The organism is Nocardiopsis coralliicola (genome assembly GCF_054779695.1).
In genome coordinates, this window is sequence record NZ_BAAGXT010000022.1 from 75,591 (window position 1) to 91,751 (window position 16,161).

A 16,161-nucleotide genomic window follows, 5' to 3' on the forward strand; every position below is an offset into this window, starting at 1 on the left:
GGGTCACCCGCTCCCGGTGCCGCGCGCCGGAGAAGCGGACGGAGCGGCGGAGGTTTCGGAGGGATCTGCGGGCTCGGACGGCTCGGAGGGCTCCGCGCCGCCGCCGGCAGCACTGGAACCGCCCGCGCCGCCGGCAACCCGCTGGCCGGGCCCGAACGGCACGCCGGAGGGCGGGGTGCGCGGGTAGAGCACCTTCGGCCCGGTCGACGCCTCCGCGCCGGCGAGGCGCGCCTCGAGCTCGGCGATGCGCTGGTCGCGCGCTTCCAGCGCGGCCGTGATGCGGCGCAGCAGCTCATCGACGCCGCGCACGTGGTAGCCCCACAGTGCGACCGGGAGCGCGACGCCGGCCAGGTCGGCGGGGCCGAGGCGGCGCCCCTCGGGGAGGTCCAGCGGAGGATGGTCCGCCTCGAACCGCGCCAGCTGACCGCCCTTGCCCATGACCGTGTAGGCGACGCCCGCGAGGACGGCCGCAGCGGCCAGCGCGCTGAGGATCAGGATGGTTGGATTCACGGACCCGATCGTGCCACATCCGGCGGGCAGCGGAACCCCCCGGCGCCACCCGGCCGCCCGCTGACCGGCCGCCCGCAGGGCCGCTCACCATGGCAGACTCGGGGCGTGAACGAGCATCCCGCGGCCGAGGGCCGCTGCTCCGGCGGAGGCGCCGGACGAGTGCTGCCGCCGGGATCGCCCGCGCCCGACGGCGTCGCCGACGCGGGTCCGGCGCCGGACGCCGCGCGGGTGCGCGCGCTCGCTGCGGCCGGGGGTCCTGTCCTGGTGCGCTGCGAGGGCGGCGCGCCGGGCGCCGAGACCGCCCGGGTGGCGCTGGCCGCGTGGCTCGGTGCGACCCATGTCACTGCGGCCGGCACCGGTGCGGCCGAGGACGCCCTCGCCATGGTCGCCGCCATCCGCGGCACCCGCCCGCCGGCGGTCGCCCGGCGCGGGCTCGCGTGAGCGGCGGGCGGCGCAGCCGAGCAGGGCTGGAGCGCGGGACGGTCGGACGGGTGCAGCGCTGACCCCACCGGGGAGCGGCCCGATGGGGCCGGCGCGCGGAGCGTCAGCCGGTCCGGCTGCCGTTGGCGGCCGAGTGCGCCGCGGCTTCGGCGGCGGCCTTCTCCTGGGCTTCGCGCTCGATGTGCGCGTGGGCGGCCTGCACGATGCGCACCGCCTCCTCCGGGTCGTCGGTGATCCGGATGAGGTCGGGGTCCTGGTTGGAGATCACGCCCTCGTCCAGCAGCCGCTGGTGGATCCAGTCGACCAGCCCGCCCCAGAACTCGCGGCCGATGAGCACGACCGGGAAGCGCGTCACCTTGCGGGTCTGCACCAGGGTGATCGCTTCGAACAGCTCGTCGAGCGTGCCGAACCCGCCCGGCAGGACCACGAACGCCTGCGAGTACTTCACGAACATCGTCTTGCGGACGAAGAAGTACCGGAACGTGACGCCGGTGTCGACGTAGCTGTTGAGCGTCTGCTCGAAGGGGAGCTCGATGCCGAGCCCCAGCGACTGGCCGTCGACGGAGGCGGCCCCCTTGTTCGCGGCCTCCATCAGGCCCGGCCCGCCGCCGGTGATGACGGCATAGCCGGCGTTGGCCAGCGCCGCGCCGGTCTGCACGCCCAGCGCGTAGTAGGGGGAGTCCTCCTTGATGCGCGCCGAGCCGAAGACGCTGACCGCCTGGCCGAGTTCCGAGAGCAGGCCGAAGCCCTCGACGAACTCCGACTGGATGCGCAGGACCCGCCAGGGATCGGTGTGCACCCAGTCCGAAGGGCCGCGGCGGTCGAGCAGCCGCTGGTCGGTCGTCGTCTGCGGTATTGCGTCGCCGCGGTAGGTGAGCGGCCCCGCGCGGCGGATCTCCTCGTCGGTCATGGGCCCAAACTATCCGCTCACGCGGCGCTCCGGCGGCGGGATCGGGGCAGCCGCCCGGCCGGTGGCGGCCGTGTCAGGCGGTGGTGCCGCTGAGCCAGGACGACATCCGGTGGACCGCCTCGTCGACGGCTGCCAGGTCCACCCACTCGTCGCGGGTGTGTGCCAGGGTCGGCTCGCCGGGGCCGAAGTTGACCGCCGGGACGCCCAGCTCGGACATGCGGGCGACATCGGTCCAGCCGAGTTTGGCGCGCGCGGCACCGCCGCCGACCGCTGCGACGAACTCGGCGGCCGCCGGGTCGTCCAGCCCGGGGCGGGCGGGCGGCGCGGCGTCGGTGACCCGCACGTCGAAATCGGTGAAGAGCTCGCGCAGGTGCTCCTCGGCGTCCTTGACCGAGCGGTCCGGCGCGAACCGGTAGTTCACCGTCACGGTGCACTCGTCCGGGATGACGTTGCCGGCGACGCCGCCGTCAATGAAGACCGCGTTGAGGCCCTCGTGGTAGCGGAGGCCGTCGACCTCCGGCTCGCGCGGAGTGTAGGCGCGCAGCACGTCCAGCACGCCGCCGGCGCCGTGGATGGCGTTGCTGCCCATCCAGGCGCGGGCGCTGTGCGCGCGGGTTCCGCGCGCGATGACCTCGACGCGCATGGTGCCCTGGCAGCCGCCCTCGATGACGCCGCCGGTGGGTTCGAGCAGTACCGCGAAATCGCCTTCGAGCCACTCCGGGTGGTCGCGGGAGAGCCGGCGCAGGCCGTTGCGCTCGGCGTCGACCTCCTCGCAGTCGTAGAAGACGAAGGTGAGGTCGTGCACCGGATCGGTGAGTTCGGCGGCGAGCTTGAGCTGCACCGCCACGCCGCTCTTCATGTCGGAGGTGCCGCAGCCGTAGAGCCGGTCCCCCTCGCGCCGGGACGGCACGTTGCCGACGATCGGCACCGTGTCGATGTGTCCGGCCAGCACGATGCGCCGGCTGCGGCCCAGCTCGGTGCGGGCGACCACGGCATCGCCGTCGCGGTAGACGGTCAGGTGGCCCAGCCCGGACAGCGCCCGCTCGATCATGTCGGCGAGGGCGCGCTCGCCGCCGCTGACCGACTCGGTGTCGACGAGCTGGGCGGTCAGGGTGCGGGCGTCTGCGGTGATGTCGAGCATCGCGGCCGGCTCCTAGGGACGCAGGAAGGGAAGCGGGCCCGCGCGGCGCGCGGGCCCGGGCGGGTCTGCGGCGCCGCTCAGGCGTTGACGCCGTGCTCGCGCAGCATGTCGTTGAGCGCGAGCTTGTCGTGTTCCTGGCCCTCTTCGAGGCGCTTGAGCACGAGCAGGACCGGCATGCCGAAGTCGCCGCCGGGGAAGCTCTTCACCCGGTTGGCGGTGACGCACACCGACCAGGCCGGCGCCTCGCCGCGGGGCAGCTCCTCGCCGCTCTCGGCGTCGTAGACGCGGGTGGAGGAGGTGAGGATGGTGCCGGCGCCCAGCTTGGCGCCGCGGCGCACCCGGGCCCCCTCCACGACCATGCTGCGCGAGCCGAGGAACGCGTCGTCCTCGATGACCACCGGGGACGCCTGCGGCGGCTCGAGGACACCGCCGACGCCGACGCCGCCGGAGAGGTGGACGTTCTCGCCGACCTGCGCGCACGAGCCGACGGTGGCCCAGGTGTCGACCATGGTTCCGGAGCCGACCCAGGCGCCGAAGTTGGTAAAGGACGGCATGAGGACCACGCCGGGGGCCAGGTAGGAGCCCCAGCGGGCGATGGCGCCGGGCACCACGCGCACGCCGTCGAAGCGGGTCTTCAGCGGGATCCGGTCGTGGTACTGGAACCCGCCGACCGCGGACTCCTCCATCTCGAGCACCCGGAAGCTGAGCAGGATCGAGCGCTTGGCCCGCTCGTCGACGACCACCTGGTCGGTCTCGGTGTCGACGAAGGCCACCCGGGCCGCGCCGGAGTCGAGGGCGTCGACCGCGCCGACGATGGTGTCGCGGGCCGGCTTGTCAGCGGGGGAGAGCTCGGACCGGCGCTCCCAGAGCGCGTCGATCTCGGCGGGCAGCGGAGAGGTGAACGAGGTGGTCATGGGCAGCGAGCCTACCGATTCCGCGGTGCGCCGACCAAACGCGCGCCGGGGGCGCCGCAGACAGTGCGGCGCCGGTCATCGCGGCGGAGCGGTGCGGGGCGCCGCAGTGCGGCGCGGCCGGGGCGGCTGCGCTGGGGCGAAGGTCCGGAGGAGCCCGCCGGCCCCGGGCGGCGAGCGAACGGCGGTGCGCGGGGCGCGCGGCGCCGCGGTCGGGTAATCTCCGGCGCGGCGGGGGTCTGCGTGCGCCGGAGAACCGGGCGGGCGGAGGACCCTGCCGGACCGGCCGCGGGGGCCCGATTCCCCCGGCGCCGGCCCGCACGCCCCGGGATGTACCGCACGCGCCGTGCGCCCGGCCCGACCAGCTGTGGATGCCACTGCCGGCGGCCGTGCACCCCGTGCGCACACCGGGGGCCGCCGCCTCCGTCCACCGGGGCCCGCCGGCCGTGTACGCGGCAAGGGCCCCCTGAACCCAACGGTCTGCCTGTGCCCGATACGCCGCGCCGCCTCCGCCGTGAACGGCGGAGGAAGCGCTCCTCCGCCTTCATCAAGATCCTGGTGATCCTCACCGCAGTCTGCGGTGCCATGACCGCGGCCGCCTACTTCGTGATCCGCACCATCGAGCCGGTCGACATCGACCCGCCGGTCGCCGCCGGCTGCCGGGTCGCGGGCGAAGGCGCCGGCGACGCGCTCGACCCGGAGCAGGCCGCGAGCGCCGCGACCATCGGCGGCGTCGCCTTCTCCCAGGACCTGCCCGAGCACGCCGTGGTCATCGCCTACGCCACGGTCTGGCAGGAGACGAAGTTCTACAACATCGACTACGGCGACCTCGACTCGGTGGGCCTGTTCCAGCAGCGGCCGTCCCAGGAGTGGGGCACCCCCGAGCAGATCATGGACCCGGTCTACGCCAGCACCGAGTTCTACGACCACCTGGTGGAGATCGACGGCTACGCCGACATGCCGGTCTATGAGGCCGCGCAGACGGTGCAGCGCAGCGCCGACGGTTTCGCCTACGACCAGCACGAAGCGCGCGCCGAGCAGATGGCGGCGGCGTTCACCGGCGCCGAAGGGGGCGCGCTGACGTGCTGGCCGGAGCAGAAGGGCGGCACCGAGGACAGCCCCGACGCCTCACCCGCCGGCCGCCCCGCCGCGGAGCCCGCCGACATCGGGGCGGCGCAGGAGGAGATGGAGCGCGTATTCGGCGCCGACCCGGCGGCGGTCCCCGCCTCCGGCGAGCAGCCGCGCACCGGCGACCTCGGCTGGGCGATGGCGCTGTGGGCGGTGGCCCACTCCGAGGAGTACGGCCTGTCCACGGTCACCTACGGCAACCAGCGGTGGAACGCCGCGACCGGCAAGGACGGCTGGGCGACCGTGCCCGACGCCGCTCCGCGCGGCGAGATCGCCCTGGGCTGACGGTCCACCGCAGCCGGGGCTCCCTGAGCGCTCGTGCGCGGCAGGGCCCCGGCGGCGGCGCCGGCCGCAGCAGGCGCTCGGGAGCGCGTCAGGCCCCGGCGATGCGCTCGGCGGCCGTGGCGACGTCGGCGTCGGACGCAGTCAGGGCGACACGGACGTGCCCGGCGCCGGAGGGGCCGTAGAAGGCGCCCGGAGCCACGAGGACACCCCGCTCGGCGAGGTGCCGGACGGCGCCCCAGGCGTCGTGCTCGGGGTGCGCGGCCCACAGGTACAGGCCGGCCTCGGAGTGGTCGATGCGCCAGCCCGCTCCCTCCAGCGCGCCGCGCAGGGTGGCGCGGCGGCGGGCGTAGCGGTCCTTCTGCTCCGCGGCGTGCGCGTCGTCGCCGAGCGCGGCGGCCATCGCGGCCTGGACCGGCGCCGGCACGATCATCCCGGCGTGCTTGCGCACCGAGAGCAGCTCACCGACCAGGTCGGGGTCGCCGGCGACGAAGCCCGCGCGGTAGCCGGCCAGGTTGGAGCGCTTGGACAGCGAGTGCACGGCGAGCAGGTTGGCGTGCGAGCCGCCGCTCACCTCGGGGTCGAGGATGGAGACGGGCTTCCCGCCCTCCCAGCCGAGATCGAGGTAGCACTCGTCGGAGGCGACGATGGTGCCGCGCTCGCGCGCCCACTCCACGACCTTGCGCAGGTGGGCGGTGCCCAGGACCCGGCCGGTCGGGTTGCCGGGCGAATTGATCCAGAGCAGCGGGACCGGCGCGGGGCCCACTGCGGTGAGCGCGTCGGCGGCGAGCGGGGTCGCGCCGGCGAGCCGGATCCCGGCGTCGTAGGTGGGGTAGGCGAGCTCGGGGTGGACGACGGTGTCGCCCTCGCCCAGGCCGAGGAGGGTCGGCAGCCAGGCCACCATCTCCTTCGAGCCGATGGTGGGCAGCGTGTCCGCCGGATCGACCGCGACGCCGTGGCGGCGCTCGAGCCAGTCGGCGATCGACGCCCGCAGTGCGGGGGTGCCGTGGGTGAGCGGGTAGCCGGGCGCGTCCGATGCAGCGGCCAGCGCGTCGCGGACCACCGCGGGCACCGGGTCGACCGGGGTGCCGATCGACAGGTCGACGCCGCCGCCCGGGTGCGCGGCCGCCCGCTCCTTGTCGGCCGCCAGCCGGTCCCACGGGAAGACCGGAAGCCGGTCGGTCAGGCGTCGTCGTTCACCCATTGCGTGCGCTCCCCCATCGCTGGTGGCCGGAGCGCCGCGCAAGCGGACCGGCCGTGTGTGCAGAACGGGCCCGCTCCGCGTGCGGACACGGGCCGTACGGCGCGGCTCCGCTGCGGGGCGCACCCGCAGCGGAGTGGATTCGGGGCGGCTCCGGACGCGCGGCCCGGCCCTCCGCCCGGCACCGGGACGGAGCCGGGAGCCGGGGCCCTGCGGGCGCGCCGCCGGTCAGCGGCGCTGCAGGGCCCCGGAACGCCTGTCAGCCCTCGGCCTGCGGAGGCAGCTTGGCCACCACCGGGTGGTCGAAGTCGTACTGGCCGACCTTTGCGGCACCGCCCGGCGAGCCGATGTCATCGAAGAAATCGACGTTGGCCTTGTAGTACTCGGACCACTGCTCGGGCAGGTCGTCCTCGTAGTAGATGGCCTCCACAGGGCACACCGGCTCGCAGGCGCCGCAGTCGACGCACTCGTCCGGGTGGATGTAGAGCATGCGCTTGCCCTCGTAGATGCAGTCGACGGGGCACTCTTCAATGCAGGCTTTGTCGAGCACATCGACGCACGGCTGCGCGATGACGTAGGTCACGTCGTTACTCCTCTTCGGTCTTCGCCACGTTGACCGCGTGCAACGGTGTCGGCTGCCGTAGCCTGGGCGACGCCGGGGACCGGCACGCGGACTCGCCGAACTCCCGGCAGACGATTCGCAGTTACCAGTATGGCGATCGCGGGGCGCCCGCGCGCAATCGGGGGTGATCCAGTGGGTTATGTCTCGCGCCTGTCGGACGAGGTCGGGCCGGAACACGTCGGCCGGCGTGCCACCCTGCGGCTCCGGCTTCCCGGCGGGCGGTTCCGGGATATCGTCGGTGTTCTCGAATGGTGGCGGGACGGCGCCATCGGCGTGCGGCGGCGCGGCGGCGACCTGGTCGAGGTCGCAGCGGCCGACATCGCCGCGAGCCGGCTGGTGCCGCAGGAGCCGCCCGCGCGCCGCCCGCGCCAGGCGTAGCGCGGGACCGCGAGAGCAGAGAGGGGGCGGACCAACGCCATGCAGGAGACCGTCGCGTCCGCTCTGGCCCAGCTGTCGCGGCTCGATCCGCGTGCGGCCCGCCTCGCGGAGAACGCCCTCGCGTCGCTGACCGGCGGCGACAGCCTGCAGCACCTCACTCAGCGGGCGGTCCAGGAATTCTGCTGGTACGTGCTGCCGGTGCGGTTCGCCGGGGAGACCGGCGAGCGGATGCTGACGGCGCGCTCGCTCGGCCGCCTGTTCGCGCTGCTGGACCTGAACCGCTACGCCGCGATCTGCTCGTCGCCGGCCACCCGGGTCGTGCTCGACGCCCACTCCTCCGGCTACGACGCCGGGCTGGCCGCCTACCACCGGGCGATGCGCGCCTCCGGCGTCGAGCCGCCGGACCTCGCCGAGCTCACCTGGGGTGCGGCGCTGGGCAGCGCGGAGATCGCGGCGCACCAGGAGGTCTCAGCGGCGCTGGAGCTGGCGATCGCGGCCGGCGAGGTGCGGCCCGGCACCCGCGGCTGGCGCCCCGACCAGGAGGGGTTCACCCGCACCTTCCTCACCCAGCCGGACGCCCAAGGCCGCAGCAGGCTGGACCGGATCCGCGACGAGCGGGTGCGCGCGTGGCTGAACTCGCCCGCGCACTCGCACCGCCAGCAGCTCTGGCCGCTGCTGGGCCGGCTGATCGGCGGGGCCGAGCCGCCGCAGGAGGCGCGGGCCGCGCTGGCGCCGGTGCACCGGCTGCTCGACTTCGCCGACGAGGGGATCGGGCTCACCCAGATCGGCTACATCTCGCCGTCGGTGGTGCGCGAGCTGTGCACCGAGTTCGGCTGGAGCACGGCGCCGTCCCCGCCGCGCAGCGAGACCGACGCGATGCAGCTCATCGTCTTGAACAAGCTGCTGCGCGGCATGCGCGCGGTGCGCCGCTCGGGGCGCCGCCTGGTGCTCACCCGGCGCGGCCGGCACCTGCACGGCGACGACCGGGCGCTGTGGCGCGCGGTGGCCGAAGGCGTGCTGGACGGCGACGGGTTCGGGCAGGCCGCGGCCGAGACGATGCTCGGCCTGCTGCTGCTCCGCTCGCCGCGGGCCACCGGCAGCCACGCCCGCGGGGAGCGCTCGGGCGTCGGCGCGGAGACGCGGCGCATCCTGTGCGACGCCGGCTGGGGCGTGGACGGCGCGCTGCCCGACGGCGGCCGCATGCAGTCGGCGCTGCTCCAGCTCACCTGGCTGATGGACACACTCGGTTTCGCCCCGCGCGCCGAGCTCGCCGACGACGACGGCCGCCCCGAGCTCACCCCCGGCGGCCAGCTCTTCGCCCTCACCGCCCTGCACACCGCCGCCACCGCCCCGCCCGCTGCGCTGTAACCCCTCCGATCCCCCGCTGCGCAGCGGGTCGGAGCGGCGCTGCACTCCGCGCGCCCCGGTGCGGGCCACCTGCCCCTGGGCCGTAGCCTGGGGGAATCGGCCCGGCGCCGCCCCCACTGCGCCGCAGCGCCGGCACCGCCCGAGGCGGCGGGCCTGCGCCGGCCGGAACAGCCCAGCGGGCCGCACCCGACGATCCGCCCGAGACCAGTGGGAGCAGCATGTCCACGCCCGACCCGGCCGGCGCCGGCGACCGTACGGACGACGCCGGCGGCACCGACGCCGCCGCGACCGCCGTCCGCGAGGCCGAGCCCGCGGACGCCGCCGACAGCACTCCCGGCACCGGCGGGGAGACCGGGGAGCGGGCCGCGGAGAGCGGTGCCGCCGCGCACTCCGCGGACACGGCGGAGGACGGCGGCTCCGGGGACAGCACCGGGGATGCTGAGGACCGGGGGGCGGACGGAGCCGCCGGCGGCGAGGCGTCCGGCGACCGCCGGACGTCCGCGCTGGACTTCGTGCCGAGCCCGGTCTTCGTGCTGCTGCTCGGCATCACCGCCGCCGCCGGCTGGTTCAGCTGGCACCGCTCCGAGCTGGACTGGGAGCTGACCGACGGCAGCCAGGTCTTCGCGCCGTTCACGTTCATCCTCGGCGCGTGGCTGATCTCGGTCGCCGTCCACGAGTTCGGCCGCTCCTTCACCGCCTATCTGGTGGGCGACCGCGGCCTGCGCGGCACCGGATACCTCCGGTTCAACCCCTTCGGGTTCTCCGAGCGGGCGGTGGGCGAGCGCGGGGAGCGCGGCGGCGGCATCGTGTCCGGCACCGCCATGCCCGTGCTGTTCGTGCTGATCGGCGGTCTCGGCCTGCTCGGTCCGGGAAGCCACATCGACCGCTCGCAGCTGAGCCGGGGCGGCCGGATGCTGGTCCCGTTCGGCGGCTTCGTGGCCGGCGCGGTCTGGACCGCGGCGCTGGCGACGTCGGTCGTGCTGCTGCTGCCGGCCGGGTCGGTGACCGACAACTGGCTCATCGGCGGGCTGATGTTCCTCTGCTTCGCCAACCTGATCGCGACGGCTGCCGGCCTGCTGCCGATCCCGGGCATGAACGGCTACGCGTTCGGCGTGCCGCTGGTCGAGGCGGCGACGGCGAGCCCGAACCGCTTCGAGCGGGCCGAGCGGGTCGGCCGGAATTACGGCCTCTTCGGGGTGATCGCGGTCTTCGCGGTGCTCTGGGTGCCGCAGGTCAACGTCGCCTTCCTCAACGCCGCGACCGCGTTCTTCCAGGCCGTGGGGCTGCCGCAGATGGACATCCTCTACGGCGACCTGCTGATGCGCTTCTGGCTCTCCTGACCGCGGGCGCAGCTGCGGCTCAGCGGCTGGCGGGCGGGGGCGTGGTGGCGACGCCGGCCATCACGGCGGCGACACTGCCGAACAGGAACGCGTAGTTGATCCCGGCGGCGCTGAAGACGATGTTGCCGTTCTCGCCGCCCCAGACCATCACCATGAGGGGGAGCGCCCAGCCGGCGGCGAGTGCGACGGCGCCCGGCCGCCCGGTGGCTGCTCCGGCCCCGCGCACCGCGGCGAACAGGGCGAGCGCCACGGCGGCGACGGTCGCCGCGGCGAGGGCGAGGCCGACCCCGCCGGTCATCCACAGCCAGCCGATCCAGCCGGCGTAGAGGCCGCCGACCACACCGGCGGCGAGACCGGTCAGCAGGAGCGCGGTGACGGCGGCGCCGTTCAGGACGGCGCGGCCGAGCCGGCGGCGCCCCGGCGCGGGCTCGGTGGTGGTCGGGAGAGGAGCGGACACAGCCGCAGCCTACCGATCCGCGCGCCCGGCCGGGTCGGGACGGCCTCGGCGCCTCGTGGCCTGCCGGGCGCCGCGCACCCCGCTTCCGCGGCCGGGATGCAGCCTGCGGGCACTGGCCGACCGGCTCGGACCGCCCGAACCGGTGCCGCCCGCCCGCCGGTTCCCGGTGGCACCCGCGGTCCCCTCCGCCGCCATCTGTGCGCGGTTCCGGCGGCAGGGCGGCGCTGGATCGGCGCGGCGGGCCGGCCGCGGACTCACCCGAAGAGGTCGTCCTCCACGCCGTCCGGGGCGGGCCCGCGGAGCAGGGTGTAGTACTCCACGGCGTCGATCTCCTGGGCGATGCCGTTGGACAGGGCGAAGCGCTCGCCGTCCACCGTGACCTGGGTGGCGTGCGCGGCCATGGCGGCCGCCTTCGCCGGCCAGTGGTCGGCGGCGTCGATCCGCGCGGTGACGGACGCGTCCGGGGTGGGGATCGCGATGGCGTCAACGCCGTCCGGCGGGGTGAACGGCCCGGGGTCGGCCTGGGCGCGGGCGACCCGCGCTTCCAGGACGGCCCGCGGCTGGGCGATCGCGTAGACCTTGCGCACCTGCCAGGGCTGGACCCCGGTGCCGTCTGCGGCGGGCTGCGCGGCGAGGTCGGACGCGCGCAGCGCCACCCGGTGCGCCTTGATGTGGTCCGGGTGGCCGTAGCCGCCCTGGGCGTCATAGGTGACGAGCACGTCCGGGCGGACCTCGCGCACGATCGCCGCGAGCAGCTCCGCGGCCGCATCGGTGTCGGCCTGCCAGAAGCTCGCGGGGTTCTCGCTGGACGGGGTCCCGGCCATGCCCGAGTCGCGGAAGCGGCCGGGGCCGCCGAGGAAGCGGTGGTCGGCGACGCCGAGCACGCGGCAGGCGGCGTCGAGCTCGCCGATGCGGTGTGCGCCGAGGGTGTCGTCGGCGTCGGCGGCGAGGTGCTGCAGCGAATCGCCGATGACCTCGCCCTCTTCGCCGAGGGTGCAGGTCACGAGAGTCACGCGGGCACCGTCGGCGGCGTAGCGGGCCATGGTGGCGCCGGTGGTGATGCTCTCGTCGTCGGGGTGGGCGTGCACCAGCAGGAGGCTGCGGCGGTCAGTCATGGGTCCCGACGATACCGGCGCACCCGCTCCCACGTGCGTCGGGACTCCCCTGGCGGGCGCCGGCCGCACCACGGGCGCCGCGCAGAACCGCCGTCCTGCCGTCCTGCCGCCCTGCTGCCGCACCGCGCCGCATCTCCGCCGCCCTTCCGGCGCAGGTGCAGCGGGCTGCGCAGTGGGCGCGGGGGGCCTCGGTGCGGTAGAAGCGGAAGAGCCCGCGCTGCGGGCCGCCCTCCCCGCCGCGTGCCCGGCCCCTTCCCGGCGCGCCGGCACAGCCACCGGGAGGGACGACAGCGGCCACGACGAGGAAGGAGTAGGGCGCACCCGGGCCGCCGGACGGCGGCCGCGCGCCCGTACCCGCGATGAGCTTTCCACGGCAGCAGGCCCGCACCCGGCGGTTCACCCTGGGGGTACCCCGGTCGTTCGGCATCTCCCCGGACGGCCGCCGCGTCGCGTTCCTGCGCAGCCGCGGCGGCACCGACCCGGCCGCCTGCCTCTGGCTGCTCGACCTCGACACCGGTCGGGAGCGGCTGGTGGCCGACCCCGACGCGCTGCTCGGCTCCGGCGGCGAGGACCTGCCGCCCGAGGAGCGGGCGCGCCGGGAGCGGCTCCGGGAGAGCGGCGGCGGCATCGTCGCCTACAGCACCGACGCCGACCTGACCCGCGCCGCGTTCACCCTGGGCGGCCGGCTGTTCTGCGCCGACCTGGCCGGCGACGCCCCCGCGCCGCGGGAGCTGCCCGCCCAGGGGCCGGTGGTCGACCCCCAACTGGCCCCGCAGGGCGGCGCGGTCGCCTACGTGTCCGGCGGCGCGCTGCGCGTCACCGACATCGCCAGCGGCGCCGACCGGGCGCTCGCCGAACCGGACGCCGACGGCGTGACCTGGGGGCTCGCCGACTTCATCGCCGCAGAGGAGATGGGCCGCTACCGGGGCCTGTGGTGGTCGCCGGACGGCTCCGCCGTGCTGGCGGCGCGGGTTGACGAGGCCCCGGTCGCGCAGTGGCACATCGCCGACCCGGGCGACCCCGCAGCGGAGCCCCAGGTGATCCGCTACCCCGCGGCCGGCACGGACAACGCCGACGTGCGCCTGGCGGTCCTGCGCACGGATGCGCCGGGCGAGCCGGTCTGGCTGGACTGGGACCGGGCGGAGCTGCCCTACCTGGCGACGGCCGGGTGGACCACCGGCCCCGACTCCACCCCGACGGTGGTGTTCACCGCGCAGAGCCGGGACCAGCGCACGCTCACCGTGTTCAGCGCCGATCCGGCGACCGGCCTGTCCGTTGCCGGTCGGACCGAGACCGACGGCGTATGGGTCGAGATCATGCCCGGTGTGCCCGCCTTCACCGGCGCGGGGAAGGCGCTGTGGATCGGCCGGGACGGCGCGGGCCGCCGGCGGCTGCTGGTCGACGGCGCGCCGGTCGGCCCGGAGGGCCTCTACGTCCGCGGTGTCCTCGACGTCGACGGCGAGCGGGTGCTGTTCAGCGCCTCCCGGGCGGAGGCTCCGGGCCGCGTCGAGCTGTGGGTTGCCGACGCGGCCGAGGGCGGTGTGCTGCCGCTCGACCCGCCCGGTGCCGGGCCCGCCGGTGTCGACAGCGGCCGGCTGCGCGGCGGCACGCTGGTCGTGCAGCGCCGGTCGCTCGCCGCCGGCGGGGTGCGCACGGTGGTGGTGCCGGACGGGCACCGGCAGACTGCGGCGTCGTCGGTGCCGATCGCCTCCTACGCCGAAACCCCGGACCTGCCGGTCCCCGCGCCGCGGCTGCTGCGCCTGGGCAGCGGGCGGATCCCGGCCGCGGTGCTGGTGCCGTCCTGGTTCGACCCGGACGGCGCACACGCGGGCCGCCGGCTGCCGGTGCTCGTCGACCCCTATGGCGGCCCGCACGCGCAGCGGGTACTGGAGGCGCGCTCGGCCTACCTCACCTCGCAGTGGTTCGCCGAACAGGGCTTCGCCGTGGTCATCGCCGACGGCCGCGGGACGCCCGGGATCGGCGTGGCGTGGGAGCAGGAGGTGCGCGGCGACCTGGCCGGCCCGGTGCTGGCGGACCAGGTGGCGGCGGTGCAGGCCGCGGCAGAGGAGTACGGCTTCCTGGATACCGGCCGGGTGGGGATCCGCGGCTGGTCGTTCGGCGGCTATCTGGCGGCGCTGGCGGTGCTGCGCCGGCCCGACGTGTTCCACGCCGCGGTCGCCGGCGCACCGGTGATCGACTGGGGCCTCTACGACACCCACTACACCGAGCGCTACCTGGGCCTGCCGGATGAGGAGCCGGAGGCCTACCGCCGCTCGTCGCTGCTGGACGACGCCGCGCGGCTGGAGCGGCCGCTCATGCTGATCCACGGCCTGGCCGACGACAACGTCGTGTTCGCGCACAGCCAGCGCATGTCGTCGGCGCTGCTCGCGGCCGGCCGCCCGCACACGGTCCTCCCGCTGTCGGGCGTGACGCACATGCCCAACGACGAGGCGGCGGCGGAGAACCTGCTCCTCCTGCAGGTCCGGTTCTTCCAGGAGGCGCTGCAGGAGAAGGAGCAGTAGGCGCAGGCCGCTCCGACCAGCCGGGGTGCGGCCGGAACGCCGGGGACGGCGTTCCGGCCGTACCTCTTTCTCCCCCTCCGCCTCAACTGTCCTAATCCGGCCACAGGGAATACTTGACTTTTCTTGCACCATCCGTGAATGCATCAATCCGATCATCGGAGGAATGCCGACTCACGTCGCAGTTCCTCCGATTCCCCACCCCTCCGGCGCGAAAGATCCAGTTACGGACCCATCTTTCGGGTGATTCCGGATTCACTCCGGGATCTGTTGTTCGTCCTCTCCGATGACTTATGGTTTCTCCTCGTTTACCGAACGCGGTGAACGCGGCCGGCCGCCGACCCGGCGGACGGCCGGGGGATGCCCCCGTTGAGCCCCCGCTCTTCAACGTGCATCCCGCCCCTTTCCCCCGACCCCCACGAAAGGGCGGACGAATGCAGCACAAGACCACCGCGCGCGTCGTCGGAGGCGGCGCGCTCGCATTGGGCCTGGTGGCCGCAGGTGCCATGGTCCTCGACACCGCCGGCTCCCCCACCGCCTCAGCCGAGCCGGTCTCCGGCCAGAGCAGCACCTCTGAGGCGCCCCCCGAGCTGCTGGCGGCGATGGAGCGCGACCTCGGCCTCAGCGAAGCCGAGGCACTCGAGCTCATGGATGCCGAGGCCGACGCCCGCAGCACCGACGCCGCGCTCGCCAAGGAGCTCGGCAAGGCCTACGGCGGCAGCTGGTTCTCCCAGGACTCGGGCACGCTCACGGTTGCGGTCACCGAGTCCGGCGCCGCCTCCGACGTGCAGGCCGCCGGGGCCGAGGCCGAGGTCGTCTCCTACGGCGAGGACGCGCTCAGCAGCTTCGTCGCCGACCTGAACGCCGAGGACGTCGGGATCGAGCAGGGCGTCGCCGGCTGGTACCCGAACGTCCAGGGCGACTCCGTCGTGATCACCGCGCTGGAGGGCGAGGAGGCCGCGGCCGAGAAGCTGGCCGAGGCGGCCGGCGTGCCCGCGGACGCCCTCGAGGTGGAGACCACTGCCGACGCTCCGGAGCTCTACGCCGACATCGTCGGCGGCGACCCTTACAGCACCGGCGGCGGCCGCTGCTCGATCGGTTTCGCCACCACCGAGGGCTTCGCCACCGCGGGCCACTGCGGCACCGAGGGCACCTCGGTGAGCAGCCAGGACGGCTCCGGCACCGGCACCGTGACCGGCTCGGAGTTCCCCGGCGCCGACATGGCCGTCGTCGAGGCCGACTCGAACTGGACCCCCACCCCCGCGGTGAACGACTACGAGGGCGGCACGGTCACCGTGGCCGGCTCCGAGGAGTCCCCGGAGGGCGCGTCCATCTGCCGCTCCGGTTCCACCACCGGCTGGCACTGCGGCACGGTCGAGGCGAAGGACCAGTCCGTCTCCTACCCGGAGGGCACCGTCAACGGCCTCACCCAGACCGACGTCTGCGCCGAGCCCGGCGACTCGGGCGGCTCCTGGCTCAGCGATGACCAGGCGCAGGGCGTCACCTCCGGCGGCTCGGGCAACTGCAGCTCCGGCGGAACGACCTTCTTCCAGCCGATCAACCCGATCCTCGACACCTTCGGGGCGTCGCTGCTGACCGGCTGACCCGTCCACTGCATCCGCGTCCACCGGACCGTCCCCGGAGGACGCCCACCGGCCCCCGCATACCGCGGGGGCCGGTCCCTTCTGCGTGGCCGCAGCGCGGCCGCGGGAGCCGGCCGGCGCACGCACACCCATCCCCGGTGCGCGCGGCCGGCCTTCCTGTCTTCGGCGCGGCAGCGCTGCCGCGCCGCGCGGGCGCGCGCCGCGGCGGCCGCCTCCGGCGGCCCGCCCGGCAGC

Annotated in this window: 15 protein-coding genes; 7 read left to right on the forward strand and 8 right to left on the reverse strand. The window is 75.3% G+C overall.

All coding sequences use genetic code 11. The features are described 5' to 3' along the window. Nucleotides 1-3: 3 nt before the first annotated feature. A complete protein-coding gene (locus tag ACYVGT_RS16550; protein WP_460859194.1) occupies nt 4-510 on the reverse strand; it encodes a hypothetical protein in 507 nt (168 codons plus the stop codon). Nucleotides 511-615: 105 nt separating this feature from the next. Here ACYVGT_RS16550 and ACYVGT_RS16555 point away from each other — a divergent pair, with 105 nt between their 5' ends. Further along, nucleotides 616-951: a hypothetical protein gene (locus ACYVGT_RS16555; RefSeq protein WP_460859195.1), complete on the forward strand. Its 336-nt coding sequence runs from the start codon at nt 616-618 to the stop codon at nt 949-951. Nucleotides 952-1,054: 103 nt separating this feature from the next. On the opposite strand, the gene ACYVGT_RS16560 is transcribed toward ACYVGT_RS16555, so the two are convergent. From ACYVGT_RS16560 to ACYVGT_RS16570, 3 genes are all read right to left on the reverse strand, one after another. After that, entirely contained in the window at nt 1,055-1,861 is an 807-nt protein-coding gene (locus ACYVGT_RS16560; RefSeq protein WP_460859197.1) for an LOG family protein, read from the reverse strand. Between the two features lie 73 nt (nt 1,862-1,934). Continuing rightward, on the reverse strand, nt 1,935-3,002 hold the full coding sequence (dapE, locus tag ACYVGT_RS16565) for a succinyl-diaminopimelate desuccinylase (protein WP_460859199.1): 1,068 nt from the start codon (nt 3,000-3,002) through the stop codon (nt 1,935-1,937). A gap of 77 nt (nt 3,003-3,079) precedes the next feature. After that, nucleotides 3,080-3,916 carry a 2,3,4,5-tetrahydropyridine-2,6-dicarboxylate N-succinyltransferase gene (locus ACYVGT_RS16570; RefSeq protein ID WP_460859201.1) on the reverse strand — a complete coding sequence of 279 codons (837 nt, stop codon included), beginning with the start codon at nt 3,914-3,916 and terminating at the stop codon, nt 3,080-3,082. Between the two features lie 483 nt (nt 3,917-4,399). On the opposite strand from ACYVGT_RS16570, the gene ACYVGT_RS16575 reads away from it, so the two are divergent. Continuing rightward, entirely contained in the window at nt 4,400-5,326 is a 927-nt protein-coding gene (locus ACYVGT_RS16575; RefSeq protein ID WP_460859202.1) for a hypothetical protein, read from the forward strand. Between the two features lie 88 nt (nt 5,327-5,414). Here ACYVGT_RS16575 and dapC read toward each other — a convergent pair whose 3' ends face one another. Beyond that, nucleotides 5,415-6,527: a succinyldiaminopimelate transaminase gene (gene dapC, locus ACYVGT_RS16580; protein WP_460859204.1), complete on the reverse strand. Its 1,113-nt coding sequence runs from the start codon at nt 6,525-6,527 to the stop codon at nt 5,415-5,417. A 256-nt stretch (nt 6,528-6,783) separates the two neighbouring features. Next, on the reverse strand, nt 6,784-7,107 hold the full coding sequence (gene fdxA / locus ACYVGT_RS16585; protein WP_460859205.1) for a ferredoxin: 324 nt from the start codon (nt 7,105-7,107) through the stop codon (nt 6,784-6,786). Nucleotides 7,108-7,278: 171 nt separating this feature from the next. Between fdxA and ACYVGT_RS16590 the strand changes: the two genes are divergently transcribed. The 3 genes from ACYVGT_RS16590 (at nt 7,279) to ACYVGT_RS16600 (ending at nt 10,232) form a co-directional block, all read left to right on the forward strand. Continuing rightward, nucleotides 7,279-7,524, forward strand: a complete 246-nt coding sequence (locus tag ACYVGT_RS16590; protein WP_460859207.1) for a putative acetyltransferase — start codon at nt 7,279-7,281, stop codon at nt 7,522-7,524. 39 nt (nt 7,525-7,563) lie between these two features. After that, on the forward strand, nt 7,564-8,892 hold the full coding sequence (locus ACYVGT_RS16595) for a hypothetical protein (RefSeq protein WP_460859209.1): 1,329 nt from the start codon (nt 7,564-7,566) through the stop codon (nt 8,890-8,892). A gap of 218 nt (nt 8,893-9,110) precedes the next feature. Further along, nucleotides 9,111-10,232, forward strand: coding sequence for a zinc metalloprotease (locus ACYVGT_RS16600; RefSeq protein ID WP_460859212.1), 1,122 nt, complete (start codon nt 9,111-9,113; stop codon nt 10,230-10,232). Between the two features lie 19 nt (nt 10,233-10,251). Here the strand turns inward: ACYVGT_RS16600 and ACYVGT_RS16605 are convergent, their stop codons facing one another. Further along, a complete protein-coding gene (locus tag ACYVGT_RS16605) occupies nt 10,252-10,689 on the reverse strand; it encodes a DUF6113 family protein (RefSeq protein ID WP_460859214.1) in 438 nt (145 codons plus the stop codon). Nucleotides 10,690-10,943: 254 nt separating this feature from the next. Next, a complete protein-coding gene (mshB, locus tag ACYVGT_RS16610; protein WP_460859216.1) occupies nt 10,944-11,804 on the reverse strand; it encodes an N-acetyl-1-D-myo-inositol-2-amino-2-deoxy-alpha-D-glucopyranoside deacetylase in 861 nt (286 codons plus the stop codon). A 359-nt stretch (nt 11,805-12,163) separates the two neighbouring features. On the opposite strand from mshB, the gene ACYVGT_RS16615 reads away from it, so the two are divergent. After that, nucleotides 12,164-14,326 carry a S9 family peptidase gene (locus ACYVGT_RS16615; RefSeq protein WP_460859219.1) on the forward strand — a complete coding sequence of 721 codons (2,163 nt, stop codon included), beginning with the start codon at nt 12,164-12,166 and terminating at the stop codon, nt 14,324-14,326. Nucleotides 14,327-14,757: 431 nt separating this feature from the next. Further along, on the forward strand, nt 14,758-15,927 hold the full coding sequence (locus ACYVGT_RS16620; protein ID WP_460859220.1) for a S1 family peptidase: 1,170 nt from the start codon (nt 14,758-14,760) through the stop codon (nt 15,925-15,927). Nucleotides 15,928-16,161 lie beyond the last annotated feature (234 nt).